General features: G+C 65.2%; 15 protein-coding genes. 12 read left to right on the top strand and 3 right to left on the bottom strand.

Features of this window, described 5'->3' with window-relative positions:
* Positions 1-85: 85 nt before the first annotated feature.
* From E7T10_RS12140 to E7T10_RS12130, 3 genes are all read left to right on the top strand, one after another.
* Entirely contained in the window at positions 86-2,095 is a 2,010-nt protein-coding gene (locus E7T10_RS12140) for a ParB/RepB/Spo0J family partition protein (RefSeq protein ID WP_137721990.1), read from the top strand.
* Positions 2,096-2,408: 313 nt separating this feature from the next.
* Complete coding sequence (locus E7T10_RS12135; RefSeq protein ID WP_137721989.1) at positions 2,409-2,924, top strand: helix-turn-helix domain-containing protein; 516 nt, start codon at positions 2,409-2,411, stop codon at positions 2,922-2,924.
* Position 2,925: 1 nt separating this feature from the next.
* Positions 2,926-3,729, top strand: coding sequence for a hypothetical protein (locus tag E7T10_RS12130; protein ID WP_137721988.1), 804 nt, complete (start codon positions 2,926-2,928; stop codon positions 3,727-3,729).
* Between the two features lie 67 nt (positions 3,730-3,796).
* Here E7T10_RS12130 and E7T10_RS12125 read toward each other — a convergent pair whose 3' ends face one another.
* A complete protein-coding gene (locus tag E7T10_RS12125; RefSeq protein ID WP_137721987.1) occupies positions 3,797-5,218 on the bottom strand; it encodes a Piwi domain-containing protein in 1,422 nt (473 codons plus the stop codon).
* Positions 5,215-6,945 carry an SIR2 family protein gene (locus tag E7T10_RS12120; protein WP_137721986.1) on the bottom strand — a complete coding sequence of 577 codons (1,731 nt, stop codon included), beginning with the start codon at positions 6,943-6,945 and terminating at the stop codon, positions 5,215-5,217. Before E7T10_RS12120 ends, E7T10_RS12125 begins: the two co-directional genes overlap by 4 nt.
* Positions 6,946-7,267: 322 nt before the next feature.
* Between E7T10_RS12120 and E7T10_RS12115 the strand changes: the two genes are divergently transcribed.
* The 4 genes from E7T10_RS12115 (at position 7,268) to E7T10_RS12100 (ending at position 12,048) form a co-directional block, all read left to right on the top strand.
* The gene (locus E7T10_RS12115) at positions 7,268-8,128 is read left to right on the top strand and encodes a nucleotidyltransferase and HEPN domain-containing protein (protein ID WP_246846008.1); all 861 of its coding nucleotides are present in this window, start codon (positions 7,268-7,270) and stop codon (positions 8,126-8,128) included.
* Between the two features lie 16 nt (positions 8,129-8,144).
* Positions 8,145-9,191, top strand: a complete 1,047-nt coding sequence (locus tag E7T10_RS12110) for a hypothetical protein (protein ID WP_017505566.1) — start codon at positions 8,145-8,147, stop codon at positions 9,189-9,191.
* A 99-nt stretch (positions 9,192-9,290) separates the two neighbouring features.
* The gene (locus tag E7T10_RS12105) at positions 9,291-10,724 is read left to right on the top strand and encodes a HEPN domain-containing protein (protein WP_137721985.1); all 1,434 of its coding nucleotides are present in this window, start codon (positions 9,291-9,293) and stop codon (positions 10,722-10,724) included.
* Positions 10,725-11,751: 1,027 nt separating this feature from the next.
* A complete protein-coding gene (locus tag E7T10_RS12100) occupies positions 11,752-12,048 on the top strand; it encodes a DUF736 domain-containing protein (RefSeq protein ID WP_017505563.1) in 297 nt (98 codons plus the stop codon).
* Here E7T10_RS12100 and E7T10_RS12095 read toward each other — a convergent pair.
* Complete coding sequence (locus E7T10_RS12095; RefSeq protein ID WP_210416093.1) at positions 12,045-12,947, bottom strand: hypothetical protein; 903 nt, start codon at positions 12,945-12,947, stop codon at positions 12,045-12,047. The genes E7T10_RS12100 and E7T10_RS12095 overlap by 4 nt on opposite strands.
* Positions 12,948-13,146: 199 nt before the next feature.
* On the opposite strand from E7T10_RS12095, the gene E7T10_RS12090 reads away from it, so the two are divergent.
* The 5 genes from E7T10_RS12090 (at position 13,147) to E7T10_RS16050 (ending at position 16,288) form a co-directional block, all read left to right on the top strand.
* Positions 13,147-13,707, top strand: a complete 561-nt coding sequence (locus tag E7T10_RS12090; RefSeq protein WP_137721983.1) for a hypothetical protein — start codon at positions 13,147-13,149, stop codon at positions 13,705-13,707.
* A gap of 175 nt (positions 13,708-13,882) precedes the next feature.
* Positions 13,883-14,404, top strand: coding sequence for a MobC family plasmid mobilization relaxosome protein (locus E7T10_RS12085; protein WP_137721982.1), 522 nt, complete (start codon positions 13,883-13,885; stop codon positions 14,402-14,404).
* Positions 14,401-15,396: a relaxase/mobilization nuclease domain-containing protein gene (locus tag E7T10_RS12080; protein WP_246846006.1), complete on the top strand. Its 996-nt coding sequence runs from the start codon at positions 14,401-14,403 to the stop codon at positions 15,394-15,396. Before E7T10_RS12085 ends, E7T10_RS12080 begins: the two co-directional genes overlap by 4 nt.
* A gap of 75 nt (positions 15,397-15,471) precedes the next feature.
* The gene (locus tag E7T10_RS12075; protein ID WP_210416092.1) at positions 15,472-16,065 is read left to right on the top strand and encodes a DUF6088 family protein; all 594 of its coding nucleotides are present in this window, start codon (positions 15,472-15,474) and stop codon (positions 16,063-16,065) included.
* The gene (locus tag E7T10_RS16050; protein WP_210416091.1) at positions 16,058-16,288 is read left to right on the top strand and encodes a nucleotidyl transferase AbiEii/AbiGii toxin family protein; all 231 of its coding nucleotides are present in this window, start codon (positions 16,058-16,060) and stop codon (positions 16,286-16,288) included. Before E7T10_RS12075 ends, E7T10_RS16050 begins: the two co-directional genes overlap by 8 nt.
* Positions 16,289-16,290: the final 2 nt, after the last annotated feature.

Below are 16,290 nucleotides of genomic sequence, written 5' to 3'. Positions count from 1 at the left end.
GCCCTTGCTACCCCGGTCTCGCCGACGGGCAGGGTTTCAGGCGCGCAGTTCGCGTGCCTGCAACCCTTGCCCAAAGGAGGCAGACATGACTGCTCAATCCACCCAAACCGTCCCGACCGAAGCGACCGCGCCGCAGCACGGCGCGGAGGTGATCGTGCCGCTGAACCGGCTCAAGGCCTCGCCGAAGAATGCGAGGAAGACCCCGCACAGCCCGGCGACCATCGAGGCCTTCGCGGCCTCCATCAAGGCCAAAGGGGTGTTGCAGCCGCCTGTGGTCGATATCGAGCGGGACGGGGAGGGCGCCCCGACCGGGAACTACCTCGTCACCATCGGCGAGGGCCGCCGTCAGGGGCTTCGACTGCTGGCCAAGCGCAAGGCGATCAAGCGGACTCACCCGGTGCGCTGCATCGTGGACGCCGAGAACGACGCTCATGAGATCAGCCTCGACGAGAACATGACCCGCGAGGCCATGCATCCCGCCGATCAGTTCGAGGCCTTCCAGCGGCTGGCGGTCGAAAAGGGGTATGGCCCCGAGGAGATCGGCGCCCGGTTCGGCGTGTCGGCTCATGTGGTGCGCCAGCGGCTCCGGCTGGGCGCGGCCGCGCCCGAACTGATGGCGGCCTATCGGGACGGGGCGCTGGCCTTGGACCAGTTGATGGCCTTCTGCGTGAGCGCGGATGAGGACCGGCAGCGGCAGGTGTTCGAGCAGTTGGGCGAATACCGTCCCGTCCACGCCATTCGTCGGGCCATGACCGAGGCCAAGGTGGCGGTGGGCGACCGGCGCGTCCGCTTCGTCGGCGTCGAGGCCTACGTCGAAGCGGGCGGCGGAATCCTCCGGGATTTGTTCACCGAGGACGGCGGAGGCTGGCTGGAGGACGTGGTCCTGCTAGATCGGCTGGTAGCCGACAAGCTGACCGGCTTGGCCGACGAGGCGCGCGAGCGGGAAGGCTGGAAGTGGGCCGAGGCGGGGCTGGAGTATCCCGACCTGTCCGCGTTCGGGCGGGTCTATCCGGTCGCCGTCGAGCGGTCGGAGGCGGACGCCGCCGAGATCGCGGCCCTGTCCGAGGAGTACGACGGCATCGTTTCGGAGGCGGGCGACGACGGCCTGTCGCCCGAGGCGGACGCGCGGCTGGAGGAGATCGACAAGGCCTTGCAGGCCTTCGGCCCGGACTTCGCCTATGCGCCCGAGGCCAGGGCGCGCGCCGGGGTCATGGTGATGCTCGGCCACGACGGCCTCGCCCGCTTCGAGCGCGGTCTGGTCCGGGCCGAGGACGTGCCCGCCGATCCGCCGTCGCCGTGGCCGGAGGAAGGGGCGGCGGACGACGATGCCGAGGATGGGACGCAGGCAGGCGCGGACGCGCCCGAAGGCGAGACGCCTTCGGCCTTGTCGGATCGTCTGCTGATCGATCTGACGGCGCACAAGACCATGGGCTTGCGCGATGCGGTGCAGGCCGACGTCAACGCGGCCTTGGCGACCGTGGTCCACGCCCTCGTCCTGCAGGTCTTTTATCCGGGCTACGGCGTCTGGACGCCGTTGCAGCTTCGGCTGACGGCCACCGGACTGGAGCGGCTGGCGCCGGGGGTGGACGACGGCCCCGCCGGTCGGCGCGTCCGCGACCGGTGCGAGGCGTGGGGCGCGCGCCTTCCCGAGCGTCCGGAAGACCTCTGGGGCGTGGTGGCCGGTCTGGCGCCGTCGGACCAACTGGACCTGATGGCCTGCTGCGCGGGGGTCGGCCTCTACGCCGTGCGCGATCCGCACGACCGCAGGCCCGGCGCCTTGGCGCAGGCCGAGACGCTGGCGACGGCGGTCGGGCTCGACATGGCCGGGACGTGGACGGCGACAGCGGCCAGCTACTTCAGCCGCGTCGCCAAACCCAAGGTGCTTGAGGCGGTGACGGAGGCGGCGGGCGCCCAAGAGGCTGCGCGGATCGCCGGGTTCAAGAAGGCGGACATGGCTGAGGCCGCCGAACGGCTGGTCGACGGTAAGGGGTGGCTGCCGGTTCCGCTGCGGACGGTGTCGGACGCGGCAGAGCCGGAAGAGCCGGGTGCCGAAACGTTCCGCGATGACGACGCCTATTCGTTCGCCGCCGAATAGCGCCGTCCGGGACGAAAAACTCGCCGCGCGCCCTTTGGGGGCGCGCGGCTTTTTCGTTTCGCGAAGACTAAAACCGATTTCATAGGCTATCCCCGGGTCAATCTGACCGGGGGTCCCGGAGTCATGGGCGTCGTTCGACCCGGTTGCTGGGCCACGGATCATGAATCGGGGGACATTCATGGGGTGGCCGGAGAGACGGATATGTCCCGGCCCCCTAGACCCAAATGACCTGGCCCTTTACGCGTCGATTGCTGGAATTCCACGGTCATCGACCGCATCTTCTGCCACGGACACGTCGTCCGGGAGCAATAAAATGAGTGACGAAGAGGAAGAGGCCAAGGTGATCCGGCTGTCGGATCGTCGGGGCAAGCCCGAAACCGACAAGGTGCTGCGGCAGAAGTGGAAGTCCAGCCTCGACGGCGGCTTCACCGTCGTGCCGTCGGTCCTGTTGCAGACCCTTCCGGCTCTGGGCATCCGCGCATCCGAGCTCGCCGTGCTCGTCTGCTTGATCGACGCCTGGTGGAAGCCGGATGACATGCCTTGGCCCTCCAAGGCCAGGCTGGCCGGCCTGCTCGGGGTTTCCGACAAGACCATCCAGCGCGCGATCCGTCGGCTGGAGGCGCGGGGCCTGATCATCTCGGAAGCGCGCCACCGGGCGCACGGCGGCCAGACGTCGAACCGCTACGATATGACGCCGCTCGTGGCCCGTCTGGAAGCGATCACCAAGGATCTGAAAGACGCCGAGGCCGAGGCGGAGAAAGCTCGCGGCATCGCCGTGCACAAGAGCGCCCCCCGGCGCCTCAAGCGCCCGAGTGGGAAGGCCAGCTGAAATGACCACCACCCCCACGCGCCGGAAAGCCGCCCGCGAAGAGATCGGGCGGGCTATGCAATCCCGGACGCATGCGTATGTGCTTCACTACGCCTGTGAAGGCTTCGAAACGCCGCAACGACGGATTACCGCCATCGCGGCGCGTAATCTCGGCACCGGCGTGACGCAGAGCTTCGAACTGGACACTGCCCTACGTCGGGCGGGCTGTGACCCGGCGCAGGCCACGGCGACGGACCTCGACAAGGCGGAAAAGGCTGTCCTCGACGGCTTCTATGACTTCGTGGCGCACAATTTGAATGGCACCTACTGGCTGCACTGGAACATGCGCAACGCCACCTTCGGCTTCCTCGCGCTCGAGAACCGTCATCGCCTTCTCGGAGGCCGACCTCTGACCATCCCCGACGCCCAGCGCGTCGATCTCGCGGCGCGCATGGTCGATCTCTATGGCGACGGCTACGCCGCGATCGACAACCGGCTCCGGTCCGTGGCGTCGCGGAACGGTCTGGCGATGAACCACCTGATCGACGGCGCGGACCAGGCCGCGGCGCTCGAGCGCCGCGACTTCGCGGCCGTGGACCGGTCCCTGCTGAACCGGGTCGATCTCATGTATGCGATCGCCACCAAGGCCAATGAGGGCACCCTCAAAACCCACGCGGGCGCGTTCGATGGGTTGGGTGGCCTTGGCGGCGCGATCGCATGGATCAAGGAGCACCCGGTGGTCGCGGCGTGCGCCGCCGCCGCGCCCGTGTTCGGCGCCGTGCTCGGGGCTGTAAAGCTGTGGGGTTTGTTCAGCGGGCACGCGTGACGGCGGCTGCGTTCGAGTTACGCAAGGAATGGCAACAGACCAGCCGATCACGCGCCCATAGTGGCGCCTACATGAACAGCCGGAAGGGATAGGACCGAGGTTCAAGGGTCGGCATTCGGACCACGACCTTCGCCAAGGTCTGGGCGAAGTTGAGGGTCACCGGGAGCCGATCATACGGACCGTCATTGTTCCAATCCATTTTCGTGAGCCCCAAGGTCTGGCGGCATAGATCGTCCATCGATCCGTTGCCCGCGTATCGCACCAGCATCAGGGGCTCCGGGATTCCTTTGCCTTCCTTGAAGTAGTCACGATCATTGGCGACCACGGGCAGGTTGCCTTGGGTCCAGAGCAGCGTCTCATAGGCGCCCAGTTGCAGCGCCGTACCGCGATGGACTGGATAGCCGTGCGGCTTTCTGGGCTCCGGGATATGCATACCTCGCCAGCCGCTGCTTTGCTGGACATGCACAAGGTCGATTGCGTCCGTGCGCGGAAGCGCATCGAAACAGCCCTCAGCCTCTTCGGGTTTAAACTCGGTGTTCTTGTGGACGACGATGCGACGCGGGGATTGGCCCGCGTGCTTGCGTTGATAGATCAGAAGGCTCCTGGATATGACCTTCAACATCTGATCGCGGCGCAGGAAGGGATTCTTGCCGAACATGCGCACGTCGCTTGCTTCATAGGCGACGAACTCCATGCCGGAGCCCTCCGCATCGAAAACCTGACTGCAGCAGATTGCGTAACGCGACGCCGGGCCCGCGTCCGAGCGCATCGCGTAATCGATGCCGATAAAGGCGGTCCCCGGCTCGACATCAGCTAGCACCCAAGGCGTGCCGCCGGCCTTGGTGTACAGGGCCACGCCGAGGCGCCAGGCGACACTGCACCGGCAATAGTAGCCCAAGGCGCCTTCGTCCCGCACGATCTGGATGCAGATGCCTTCTGATGCAGCGATCGCCTTGAGGTGGTGCCGCAGGTCGAAGTCTTCGCCGTCGGTGGTCCGAAATCCGTCCGACCAGCTTCGATCGACATGGATCAAGACGATATCGAACTCTGTTCGGACATTGCGCAGCGCAAAAAGGGCCCGGGTGATCGCGTCGGCCAGCACCTGGTGCGGACGACGCGAGGCTGCCATTTGCTTTTGCAGGTCCGCAGGGAGTTCGATGGCGGTTGGCCCCACCGCCTTGGCGAGGCTGACGCCGAACAGCTTCGAGAAGCCGGGATAGTCTGGGAGATAGGCCTTCCGCTCTTTCGGCCGATGCGGGTGCTCCAACTCCTGCATCAACCGGTTCAAAGGATCAACGCCCCCTGCAGGTGCGATCATCGCGATCCGGATGGGGTTAGCCACGCCCGAAAGCCTGTCACGGCTGTATGGACCAAATCGGGAGAGACCCAGCAGCGGATGTAGGTCTGTGTTTCGGTCGGACGCTCCGCCAAACCGTAGAGCGGGTTCGGGAAACTGAGTGTGGCCCGGAAGCTTGTAGGCGACGGTCATTGCGGAGCCCTCCCGCTGAAACCGGTTGTCCGGGCTATTTCAAAGTCAGCGTCCGCGCCGTCGGAAATCCCGAACGCGCGGAGACGAAGTGAGTCTGAAGTGCCCACGATCAATTCAATCCAGCCATCCAGCATGCTGTTTGCGTGCTTATTGCGTCGCTGCGCCCGGCGCTCTCGCACCCAATCTTTCGCTTTCGCCACCATGGCTTCGGCCGTGCCGTCCTCAAGCTCCAGGACAACGCGCGGTTCCAAAAGGAGCCAAAGGCCGTCGAGCTTCCAGTCCAGCCTGATTTCGCAGGCCTCGCTCCATGGGATGGTCGTCCCGGGAACGGCACCTGTCAGGGTTTCAACGCAAGCGACCGTCCTGTTGAACGGCGCCGTGCCGACTCCGGCGGCGGGCCGCAGCAGGATGCGGCGGCCACGGCGGTCGACCGCAAGCGTCTCGCGCTTGCCAAGCGACCGGACAAGGGCGTCTCGAATGAGTGTCCGCTCGCCACTCTCATACCGCAAGCGCGCGGGAGAAATGGCGTAAGTCTCCAAGCTGGTGATATCGCGATCAGCGAGGGCCGTGCGAAGGTCAACATCTTTGCCGAAGGCTAGTACACCGGCGCGGACACGATTGACGTCGAGATCGACGCCGGCCTCCTTGACTGCCGCAACGACCTCCGAAACGCCGCCGATGGTGCAGACCACCAGTCGGCAGGACGTGGGCCATGAGACGATCGGGAGCGCGTTGGTCCGGACCACGGGAAACTTCGTGCCGACGGCGCGCAACGGCGCCTTGCCCAGCCGTGGCCGGTCGGCTTCGCCGATGGCGTCGACCTTGCCGGTGGTCGTCGGGAGAAACCGCACGAGGTCAGACATCAACTCGTCGAACGTTTCGACCTCGACGAAGAAGGCTTCGATGCCGGCGTCCGTAGCCGCTTTCATGAGAGAGGTGACGCCCTCGAACGGCGTTTCAGTGGATCGCTTGAACCAGAACAGGCCGCCCGGGAACCCCGCGCCTCCATTTATGGCGTCAGTCAGAGCCGCGATGATCGAGGCGTCGCGGCCGCTGTAGCCGACCAAGGCAAGGCCGTTGCCTTGGCAAGCCGCAACGAAGGCCTGCCGCATGGCGGCGTCTTGGTCTCGAAGTTCTTCGGTGGTGTTCTTGAGGCGATCAGAATGGAAGTCGCCGTGAAGCTTGCCGAGTATCGGCCAGCGGTTTTCCTGCATGGCGCGCTGCAGTTTTGAGGGCTCGCCCAGGTCGGCCACCGTCAGCCTGCCGGTGCTTTCATAGATTTTGGCGGCGCTGTCCTCGACCAGTTTGTCGAAATTGGTTGTCCAGACCGTGCGAGTAAGGTTCTCGCGCATCAGCAGGGCGAGAGCCCGATGACCGAACGAAGGCTTCGCCTCTTCGATAATTCCGTCGAGATACTGTCGGCGGTCACGCGCAGACGGATAGGCGGCCTCGAAATAGGCGGAGTACTCGTCCTCAGCGCCCGCTGACGGGAATGATCCCAGGCTGTCGAAGTGTTCCTGTATCTTCCTCTGCACCACCACATCGCTGAGATCGGTGATCGCGGAGAGCGCGAGCTTCTTCTGCGAGCAATAGAGCTTGTGCTTGAGATCCCAGATGACGTCCCAAGCCGTTTTGACGCCGGCCGTACGAGAGGTGCCCGCGCCAAGTAGCCACATGACCTGGGTGGCCCGCATCTGAAAAAGCCGCATGAACCGTGCGACGTCCATCGTCGGCACGGTCGAGATGGAAGCGCACGCTTGGCCATCCGGCCGACTCGCTTCACTAAGTGTCGATAACGCCACGACGCTCCCTTCCTAGGTCCGTCGCGCGACAAGCTTGCACCCAACAGCCCTGCGCGGCCTCGTACGCTACTCGACACCAGATGTTGGGGCAAGTGGGTGTTAACCAATCCACATCTTGGGTGTCTTATACCGCCACTTGAGAGGTCGGTGGGGGACACTTGCCGTTTGGCGTGCCTTCGGAGAGACTCAACTCATGAAGAGAAGCCTCGATCATTTGCCGGCGCGGAAGCAGGCGGAGCTGCGCCGCGTGGTCGAGGTGATCCAAGAATCGTTCGCAGAGGCCGTCGCGACGCGGCGCGCCGAACGACTGAAGAACGGCAAGATCCTCAAGATCATCCTTTACGGATCGTACGCGCGTGGCGACTGGGTCCACGACCCGGTCGGACGGTACTTCTCCGACTTCGACCTACTGGTCGTCGTAGACCATGAAGACCTGACGGACGGCGAATTCTGGCATGACGCCGAGAACCGCACGATGCCGGGGGAGGGCGAAATCCGAACGCCGGTGAGCATCATCGTTCACAGCCTCGACGACGTGAACGAGCAACTCGATCGCGGCCGCTACTTCTTCGCCGACATCGTTCGCGATGGCGTGGTCCTCTACGACACGCCGGGCGCCAAGATGCACAAGCCGGCGGATATCAAAGCGCAGGCGGCTCTCGCGGAGGCGGAAGGGTTCTTTCAAGACTGGATGGCCAGCTCCGCGAGCTTTTCGAAAGTCGCAGCGTTCTGCGTCGCCACGGATGAGCCTAAGCTCGCCGCCTTCAATCTTCATCAGGCCAGCGAGCATCTCTACCACTGCATCCTGCTGGTGGTGACGCTCTACAGCGGCAAGGCCCACAACTTGGCCTTCCTGCGAAAGAAGACCGAGGCCATCGACCCGCGCCTGTCGGAGGCCTGGCCTCGCGAGACCAAGTTCGAACGCCGCTGTTTCGAACTGCTGCGCGAGGCATATGTGAAGGCTCGCTACTCCAAGCACTACAAGATCAGCAGCGAAGAATTGGCTTGGCTGACGGAACGCGTCGAGGTGCTGCGAGGCCTGGTCAGGACCGTGTGCGAAGAACGGCTCGTTCAGTTGCGGCAAGAGGCCGGGACGGACGACGCGTGATCCGACGGTTTACGCCGTGATCGACAACCGGCCGGCCTATCTCCTTGAGGATCCCAACTACGCGGTCATTCCGGCGCTGCCCATCGGTCTGGAACTCGGCACAGTACCGGACTGGGTCAAGCTCAGCATGCTTCACCTTGGCGGCGTCCAGCCGATCACGGGCGAGATGATGGAAGCCGCCGGCTTCGTCCTCGAGGACCGACCCTCGGACGGAGAAATCGAGCTTTATCGCCGAAAGGGCACACGGTTTCAGATGGTCTCGGTGGTGACCAGCATCGCCGCCTTCCGCGAAATCGACGGCGTCATGATGGGGGTGCCGTATGCGATCTCACTGGTCCCGGCGAACAAGCGCGGGACGGTCCTGTCGAATGTCGATGCAGAGTACGTCCGACAGATCGATCTAAATGCAGTGCTCCAGCAGCAGGAGCCTTGCTACGTCGATTTCAATCCGTTCACGGGTCACTGGGGCGGTTGGGGCAACATCACCGTGTTTCTGGGTGATCAGCCGCGGAACGCGTTCCCGGACGGGCTCGGTCTTGTGACGGACATGTACTACCTTCAACTCGGCTTCGATCCCGAGACCGTGGGCGTGGTCAACATGGGCATGGGGGAGGGCAAACCCTTCCGCAAATATCACCGGCACCGGACCAGGCTGATGTTCTCGCCGTTCGAGACGTTCCGAGCACGTCGCGTCTGGGGCGCTGAATCCCCGATCGAACTCTTCCTCCTGCAGGGGCTGCTGCGGGAGAACCTGACGCCGATCCTGCAAATGCTGCTTTTCGACGACGGCTCGGCCTATCCGTCCCTCTACGATCTTTGGGCCCAGGATCTGAGTGATCTCCCAGGGCTGATCACCGAAGCCGATATGTTCTTTCCCGAGCAGCGATTGGCGGTCTTCTGCGACTCGACCCGCCATCACCGTGGCGGCAAGGCCGCTCGGAAAGATGAGGCGATCAGCCAGCGCTTGGAAGCGGCTGGCATGCGGTCGGTCCGCGTGCCCGGGGCTCTCATCGTTCGCGACCTGAAGGCGGCTGTCGAACTGGTGCTGCAGGCCCTTCAGTGACCTGGTCAGAGCGGCGGCGGACGCTGGTGCAAAGGTGTTGGTCTGGAGGTCGCTCGCCATTAGGCATGCTGTCATGACCCCCGGGCCCGAGAGTGTTTGATGATCCCCAGTCCCGCGCCGATCACGACCACACGACGAAAGCAGGTTGTCGCGACGACCACTCTGCTGAACCGGCTTCGGGGTTCCGAAAGCCTTGATGAGTTCGTCTATAATTTCGGTGAGGATACGCGGGAGTTCAAACAGGTCGAGGCGGCTATCAAGCCCTTGCGCCTCGAGCTTCACGCACTGCTAAATCAACAGGACGTGCACGTCGGTATCGAGATCATCGATCCTCTGATTTTCCGGCTGATCCGCGGCGGATCTGTCGATCCGGTCGGCGATGCCGTGGCTGAACTGAACCAGCAGTCATTCCATGAACCCGGGTTCGTTCTTTACCCGCTCCACGGCTATGGCGTGATGCGGCGGTTTCGACTCGGGGCGCCCGAGATCGAAGATGTCGCCTTCGCGGCGTTGGGCATCGCCGTAGTGCCGCAAACCCAGTCGATCCAAAAGACCGTCGAATTCGTTGAGCGAGCGGCCTCGGCTCTTGGGATCTCGTCGCCCATTCCGACCCACGCGCTTCTTCAGGAACACGCCAATCCGCGGCTCAAGTGGTTATCCGAGAATCCACTCATGATGATCCGCGTGCGGTCGTATGCGGTTGGGGCCTACGAGAACCAATCCGAATATATGCGCAAGCTCGGGCTCGGCGCCGCGCTCGTCATGCTGCTTTCGGTTCTGATCGATCCGCAGTCCAGCGGGCGATACAGCAGCTCGCGCTCCAGCGGAGAGACGCTGGATATCAGGCACTACCTCGTCTTCGAGAATGCCGGCGGGGGGCGTGATCTGTCGTACCGTCGCGTTCCGATGAACCTCTCTGCGACCGGGTTAGCGCAACTCTCTGACCTGAACGTGGATCTGCAGCTCGAGGCAATGGCCGCCTCCCAAGCTGTGAAGGACAGGGTAGAGGCTGCCGTGACGGCTTTGGGAGATTTCCATCGAGCCAATGTTGGGCCCGCGCGGCCCAAGACAGCTCGGACCCGTTTTGCTGCCAAGGTCAGCGATTCCGTCTATTGGTTCCGACGATCCTTTACCGGCAGTGGAACGGATCACGAGGCGATCGTCAGTTTGGCTGTCTCGTTCGAGTCACTGCTGATCGACAGCTACGCCGGAGGCGTTACGGCCCGTATTGTGGATCGGGCAGCTCACATCCTGACTGCAGAGGGGCAGCCGGACCCTGTGGTCGAGATTGTGCGGAAATTGTTCAGCGCCCGGGGGGACGTGGTTCATTCCGGCTCCACGTCATCAAAGCTTGATCTGCCCTTGGCGCGCAAAGCCTATGCGGTTTGCCTAGTGCACCTGCTTGAGCGGCTCGGGCGGGTACAGGAGAATACGACGACGGCGGTCAGAGACCTTCTCGGTGACGTCAGACCGGTCAGACCAAAGCTGTGGGAACGGCTTGCCAAGGCTTGGCGCGCATTCAGCTATGGCTGATGAGCACGGAGCAGACCCGTCCACAGATTGTGGAACATAACGAGAACTTCCAGCTTGTCTCAATCGGCTGCCGCTCATAGAGCGGACCCGGGTCGGTTGGCTGGTTGGAGCGGACCGTGATGATACAGGGTGAGCGGCGAAGGTCGCGAGAAGACATGGCTCCCGAGATCGGGCGACGCTTGGTGGTGCGGTGCGATAGTCCGCTCTGTGATCATGCGGTCTTGATGGATCCCCGTCCGGTCTTCGGCGCGCCGCGATACTGGCCGGCGAGTGGGCCGTCGTATCGGTTCCGATGCCGGTGCGGGCATCGGGTGGCGTGCGTCTCCTATACCGACAATGCGGATCAGGCCGAGGGACCGATTTCGCCGGCCGCGCTCAAGCTCTGGTTCTAGGATGCACAGACCGTTTGGGCCGCCGGCTCCGCCGCGTCTCGTGACGATGCAGGCCGCGCGGCGGCATGGGCTGCTGTTGCGCATCGCCTGCGAACCTTGCGGCAGGACCGAGTCGATCGAGGGGGCCGCCTTGCCCGTGATCCCGCGCGCTGTCGCCGTGGGTGAGCTGTGGTTCGCTGGGCGCTTCCGGTGTGCGACCTGCGGGCGGCCGGCGTCCAGGCTTGAACTGATCGAACGGGGGCAGGTGCAGAAGACGCTGGAGCGATGGGGCCTTGGCGAACCCTTCGTGGCTGAAAGGCTGCGTCGACATTGGCGACATGATCCTTACGACCGGCGTGACTGGCCCGCGTGGTTCAGGCGTGGGTGACCAGCCGTCTCCCGTGCAGCAGGCAAGCCTTGCGCGGCCTCTCAATGGCCTGATCTGACCGAAGCCCGTCCGGCTTCCGCAACCGGTCGTTCGGCTTTCTTCCCCGGCCTGCCGGCCTTCCTCGCGAGGCAAGAAAGCCGCTCTCCCGGTCCTCCGCTGCGTTGCGGGGTCTCGCTGTGCTCGTCCTGCGGGCCGTCCGGCCTCCGGTCCGGCGATCGCCATCGAGGCCGCGGCAGGCGTGGCCCGACATCAACAAGGAGAGACTTCCATGGCCACTATCGGCACCTTCACCCAGCAAGCGGACGGCAGCTACAGCGGTTCGATCAAGACCCTGACCCTCAACGTCAAGACGGCCCAGCTGCGGGCCAACGAGAAGAGCGACGACAAGGCCCCCGACTTCCGCATCTTCTCCGGCCAGACCGAGTTCGGCGCCGCCTGGAAGAAGACGAGCCAGCAGAACCGCGAGTATCTGTCGGTCAAGCTCGACGATCCCAGCTTCCCGGCCCCGATCTACGCCTCACTGGTCGAGGTGGAGGGCGGGCACAGCCTGATCTGGTCCCGCTAGGCCGTCGCGGCGGCGCCTCCCGGCGCCGCCGCCTCGTCTTTCGACAGGATAAAGTCCGGGGTGGTTTGAGGCTGCTGGTGGAAGACGTAGCGAACGACCTTCTCGCCGAGCGCGCGATCGAGGGCGCGACCGAAGTCGTCGATGGTGCGCGTGATCTTCGGGGCTTGAAGCAACTGACGCCAAGGCGGCGGGCCGGTTCGACCGCCCTCCCAGGTGAGAAGATGAACCAGGGCGACGTGGGCGAACTGCACGCCCCCGTCCCCGACGATGAAGCTGTTGCGTATGCTGGTCGGGGAATGGTCCTCGACCGTCTCCAGGTTCCATGTCGCGAGAAGCTGTTGCGTTTCACCATGCAGGTCGCTTCGCCGGGCGCCGTCTCCATCGGTGAAGAACACCTCCGAAACACGCATCTTCCAGGTTTCGGTGAAATTCGCCGCGTCGCCCTCGACGCCGATGAGCTCTTCCTTCGCGAGGTCGAAATGCACGCCTGCGCCGGGCCTCAACACATAGGCGACGTCGCCTGCCAGCAGTCCGAGCAAATTCTCCTTCATCGCGCGCTCATGGCTGATATTGAAGCTCGTCCTGGCGAGCTGGAGGTGCCGCGCGTCGAACAGCGTCCAGATGCTGTGGAACTTCCAGGCGATAAGCAGTGGCCGCCCTACGAGATCCGCGTAGGCTTGCAGACGGCCTAGGTAGTCCGGCCTCAGCGACAGTGTCGGGCTCTTCTTGGACTTCACCTCGATGAGAACCGGCCCTCCCGTGTCGAAGGCGGCAAGGAGGTCCGGAACCTGGAATGTGTCCCGAGACGACAGCGGCGCCTGGGCCTGGTCCAGCTTGTGAACCAGACGACATCGTCCGAGCCAGGCGCAGATGACCGAGAACTCGTCCTCGGCCGGCAAACCCAGGTTCAGTCGCTTCACCTTGCGCGCGACGACGGCCGCATCGCCGCTATAGCCCAGCTCGGCTAGAACCTCCTGGATCAGCCGCTCGATGTCGTCGGGTGGCTCGCCGCCTGTTCCTGTCATTGTCGTCCCAACCTCGGGTCGCCGTTACGCTTGAAAGGTGTAGTTCATGGAGACGGAGGGGGCGATCCAAGACATGTCAAAGGCCGCGAAGCATTCGGCCGACCGTGCGCTTCAGGCCTATGACGCGTTGGCGGCAGCCGAGTCCTACCCGGCGGCTAAGGCGGCCTGGGAAGATTTTCTAATCCACTGGCGCCGAGGGCTCAACCGGTGCGATGCGCTAGGAAGCCGAAGCGACGCCCATTACGTCCGCTCGATCAATCGCGTGAAAACTGACGCTGCGGTGACCTACCTCTGGGCGGCGCGAAACGCCGACGAACACGGCCTCGCTTCTGTTGCGACGGTACAGGAGGCCGCGATCTCGATCGGCGGCTTCGGTGGTTATGAACCCGGAGTGAGAACGGGCGAGTCGGGCGAGGTTATCTACACCTTCACGCCGACCACCGACGATCCTCCACCGTTCCTGGCCTTTCTGCCGGAGCATCTGCGTCTGGAACCCATCGTCGAGCGCGCACGGATCATTCCTGTGCCACCGGGATATGACTACGAGGTCGGGGAGGTTTTTCCCGCCGTTGCTTTGGCCCGGCATGGATTGGAATTTCTGACGCGCGAGGTCACGAACCTCGGCGATCCATGAGACTGGCTTCCGACGCTTCCCGCCCGGCTGGGGCGCCCTTCAGGGCGGGGGGCGAGCGGCCGGCTTCGGTCGCCGAGGGGAGGGCGGCAGCCCCGTAGGCCTGCGGGGCGAGGGAGGTGACGGTCTAGGGCAGGATAGGCTTTGCGCCGGCAATGTCTGACAGACCCGCTCTCCCATGGACCGCCTCACCCTCCGCGTTTCGCCCGATCTGATCCGCCGGTTCGACGCCGCGGCGATTGGTCAGGGCGGACGCTCGCGGCTTCTCCGGCGGCTCATGGACGGCGCCGCCCAAGCGGATCTTTCGGCGCCGGAGGACGCGCCGGTGGCTGTGCGGTCGGGCAAGCTGACCCTGCGTCTGGGCGAAGCGGACCTGCGTCTCCTGGAGCGCGAGGCGGCGGCGACGGGCCTGTCGCGAACCCAATGGAGCGTGGCGCTCATCCGTCGCCGCCTGCATGATCGGCCGCAGTTCAGCCGGCCGGACGCTCTGGCCCTGATCGAGGCGCGCCGCGAGCTCAGGCGGATCGGCGTGAACATCAACCAGATCGCCCGCGCGCTGAACACCGCCGTGATGGACGGCATGGTGCTGGATCTGGAGGTGGCTCAGTTGGGGGCCTTCCAGGCCGAAATCTCGGCCTGGGTCGAAGCGCTCGGCGAGGCCTTCGAGGGCAATCTCGCCTATTGGGCGCCGGCGTCGTGACCGACTTCCGGTCATCGCGTGGTTTCGAGGAGGTGCTGCGTCCGCCCGTCGAGATCCGGCGCGCCCGGATCACGCCTGCGGTGCTGCGTCCGTCTCGCGGGGACGGCGGAAATCCGTCCGTCCGGTTCGCGCGGGTGGCGCGCCGCGTACCCGAGGTGATGGTGAAGATCACCGGACGAACCCGGGACGGCGCTCATCTGAAGGCGCACCTGGATTACATCAGTCGCAACGGCGCCCTGACGCTGGAAGGGCCCGATGGAGAGCGACTGGAAGGCCGTGGGCAGGTGCGAGAGCTGGCGCGCGACTGGGCCGAGGAGTTCGCCCTCGAGCCTGGACGCCGGCGGGATGCGTCGATCACCCTGTCGATCGTGCTGAGCATGCCGGCCGGGACCGACGCCGCCCGTCTGCAGGACGCGGCGAGGGCCTTTGCGGCCGGGACGTTCGGCGAGCGCTTTTCATACGTCTTCGCTCTGCATGATGAAGGCCGACATCCGCACGTCCATCTGACGGTGCGAAGATTGGGGCGGGACGGCGAGCGGTTGAATCCCCGCAAGGCCGACCTGCAGGTTTGGCGGGAAGACTTCGCGCGCGCCCTTCGCGACCGGTCGGTCGAGGCCGAGGCGACGCCGCGCCGGACGCGGGGCGTCACTCGCAAGGCCGAGCGCATCCCGGTGCGCAAGATGCGAGAGCGGTTCGCGGCGGGGCAGGGGCCATTGCCCGAAGTGCTCGCCGCCGCCTATCGGGCCGCGCTCACGGCAGGCGGCGGCGAAGCGCCCTGGCTGGACGCGATCCGGATACGCGAGCTGGCCATCCGGCGGACCCTGGTGGCCGAGGCCCTGCGTTTGTCGCGATCGGAGCAGCCCCGGGATCGCGCGCTCGCGGCTCTGGTGGAGCGGTTCGTGCGGGAACGGCCGGCGCCGATGACTCGGGATCAGGCGCTGCGACAGGGACGGGAGGCTTGGCGCGATGTCGGCCGGACGCGTGACCGATAGGTCGGACATTGCAGGTGGGGCGTCGCGTTTGCGAAGTGTCAGAAGTTGACCTATATTTCTGACGCAGAGGTTATGATGCAAACACTCGCCGATCAGATCATGGAGCGCGCCTCGACGCTGCCGGAAGGCGCGCCGATCGCCGCCAAGGCGTTGCTGCATCTGGGCAGCCGCGCCGCGGTGGACCAGGCCCTGTCGCGGCTGGTGCGCCGGGGGCGGCTGCTGCGCGCCAGTCGCGGCGTCTACATGCGCCCGTTGGAAAGCCGGTTCGGCGCCCGCACGCCCTCGATCGAAAAGGTGGTGCGCGCCGTCAGCGAGCAGCGTGGCGAGGTCGTCGCCTCCAACGGGGCGGCGGCGGCCAATGCCCTCGGCCTGACCACCCAGGTGCCTATCCGCATGGTCTATCTGACCAACGGCAAGAGCCGTATCTTCAGCGTCGGCAAGCAGACGGTGGAGTTCCAGCACGCGCCCGCATGGCAGCTGCTCCTGGCCGATCGTCCCGCCGGCGAGGCGGTTCGCGCCCTGGCCTGGCTCGGGCCGGAGAAGGCCGGAACAGCGCTCGAAACCCTGAAGCGCAAGCTGGGCCCTTCGGCGTTCGGAGAGCTGGTGTCCGTCGGGCCACGTCTGCCGACGTGGCTGGCGCGTTCGGTGAGCCAGGCGGCGCATGTCTGATGTCTTCCTGCAGCTGTCCGCCGAGGACCGGATCGAGGCGCTCGCGACGGCGGCGGCCGAGTCGGGCCGTCCCGCGCACCTGCTGGAGAAGGACGTCTGGGTCGTGTGGGCGCTTCGGGCCCTGTTCGAGGCGCCGCTGGGCGAGGCGCTGGTCTTCAAGGGCGGCACGTCCCTGTCCAAGGCCTATGACGTCATCCAGCGCTTCTCCGAAGACATCGACTGACC

Origin of the sequence: Brevundimonas sp. SGAir0440 (assembly GCF_005484585.1) — a bacterium.
Classification (GTDB): Bacteria; Pseudomonadota; Alphaproteobacteria; order Caulobacterales; family Caulobacteraceae; genus Brevundimonas.
The sequence above is the reverse complement of the archived record's forward strand: the minus strand, read 5'-3'. Positions and strand labels throughout refer to the sequence as shown.

What these genes read in the sequence shown, in the direction of transcription:
- E7T10_RS12140 (WP_137721990.1), top strand. Translation starts at nt 86, where the DNA reads ATGACTGCTCAATCCACCCAAACCGTCCCGACCGAAGCGACCGCGCCG.
- E7T10_RS12135 (WP_137721989.1), top strand. Translation starts at nt 2,409, where the DNA reads ATGAGTGACGAAGAGGAAGAGGCCAAGGTGATCCGGCTGTCGGATCGT.
- E7T10_RS12130 (WP_137721988.1), top strand. Translation starts at nt 2,926, where the DNA reads ATGACCACCACCCCCACGCGCCGGAAAGCCGCCCGCGAAGAGATCGGG.
- E7T10_RS12125 (WP_137721987.1), bottom strand. Translation starts at nt 5,218, where the DNA reads ATGACCGTCGCCTACAAGCTTCCGGGCCACACTCAGTTTCCCGAACCC.
- E7T10_RS12120 (WP_137721986.1), bottom strand. Translation starts at nt 6,945, where the DNA reads ATGGACGTCGCACGGTTCATGCGGCTTTTTCAGATGCGGGCCACCCAG.
- E7T10_RS12105 (WP_137721985.1), top strand. Translation starts at nt 9,291, where the DNA reads ATGATCCCCAGTCCCGCGCCGATCACGACCACACGACGAAAGCAGGTT.
- E7T10_RS12100 (WP_017505563.1), top strand. Translation starts at nt 11,752, where the DNA reads ATGGCCACTATCGGCACCTTCACCCAGCAAGCGGACGGCAGCTACAGC.
- E7T10_RS12090 (WP_137721983.1), top strand. Translation starts at nt 13,147, where the DNA reads ATGTCAAAGGCCGCGAAGCATTCGGCCGACCGTGCGCTTCAGGCCTAT.
- E7T10_RS12085 (WP_137721982.1), top strand. Translation starts at nt 13,883, where the DNA reads ATGGACCGCCTCACCCTCCGCGTTTCGCCCGATCTGATCCGCCGGTTC.
- E7T10_RS12075 (WP_210416092.1), top strand. Translation starts at nt 15,472, where the DNA reads ATGCAAACACTCGCCGATCAGATCATGGAGCGCGCCTCGACGCTGCCG.
- E7T10_RS16050 (WP_210416091.1), top strand. Translation starts at nt 16,058, where the DNA reads ATGTCTGATGTCTTCCTGCAGCTGTCCGCCGAGGACCGGATCGAGGCG.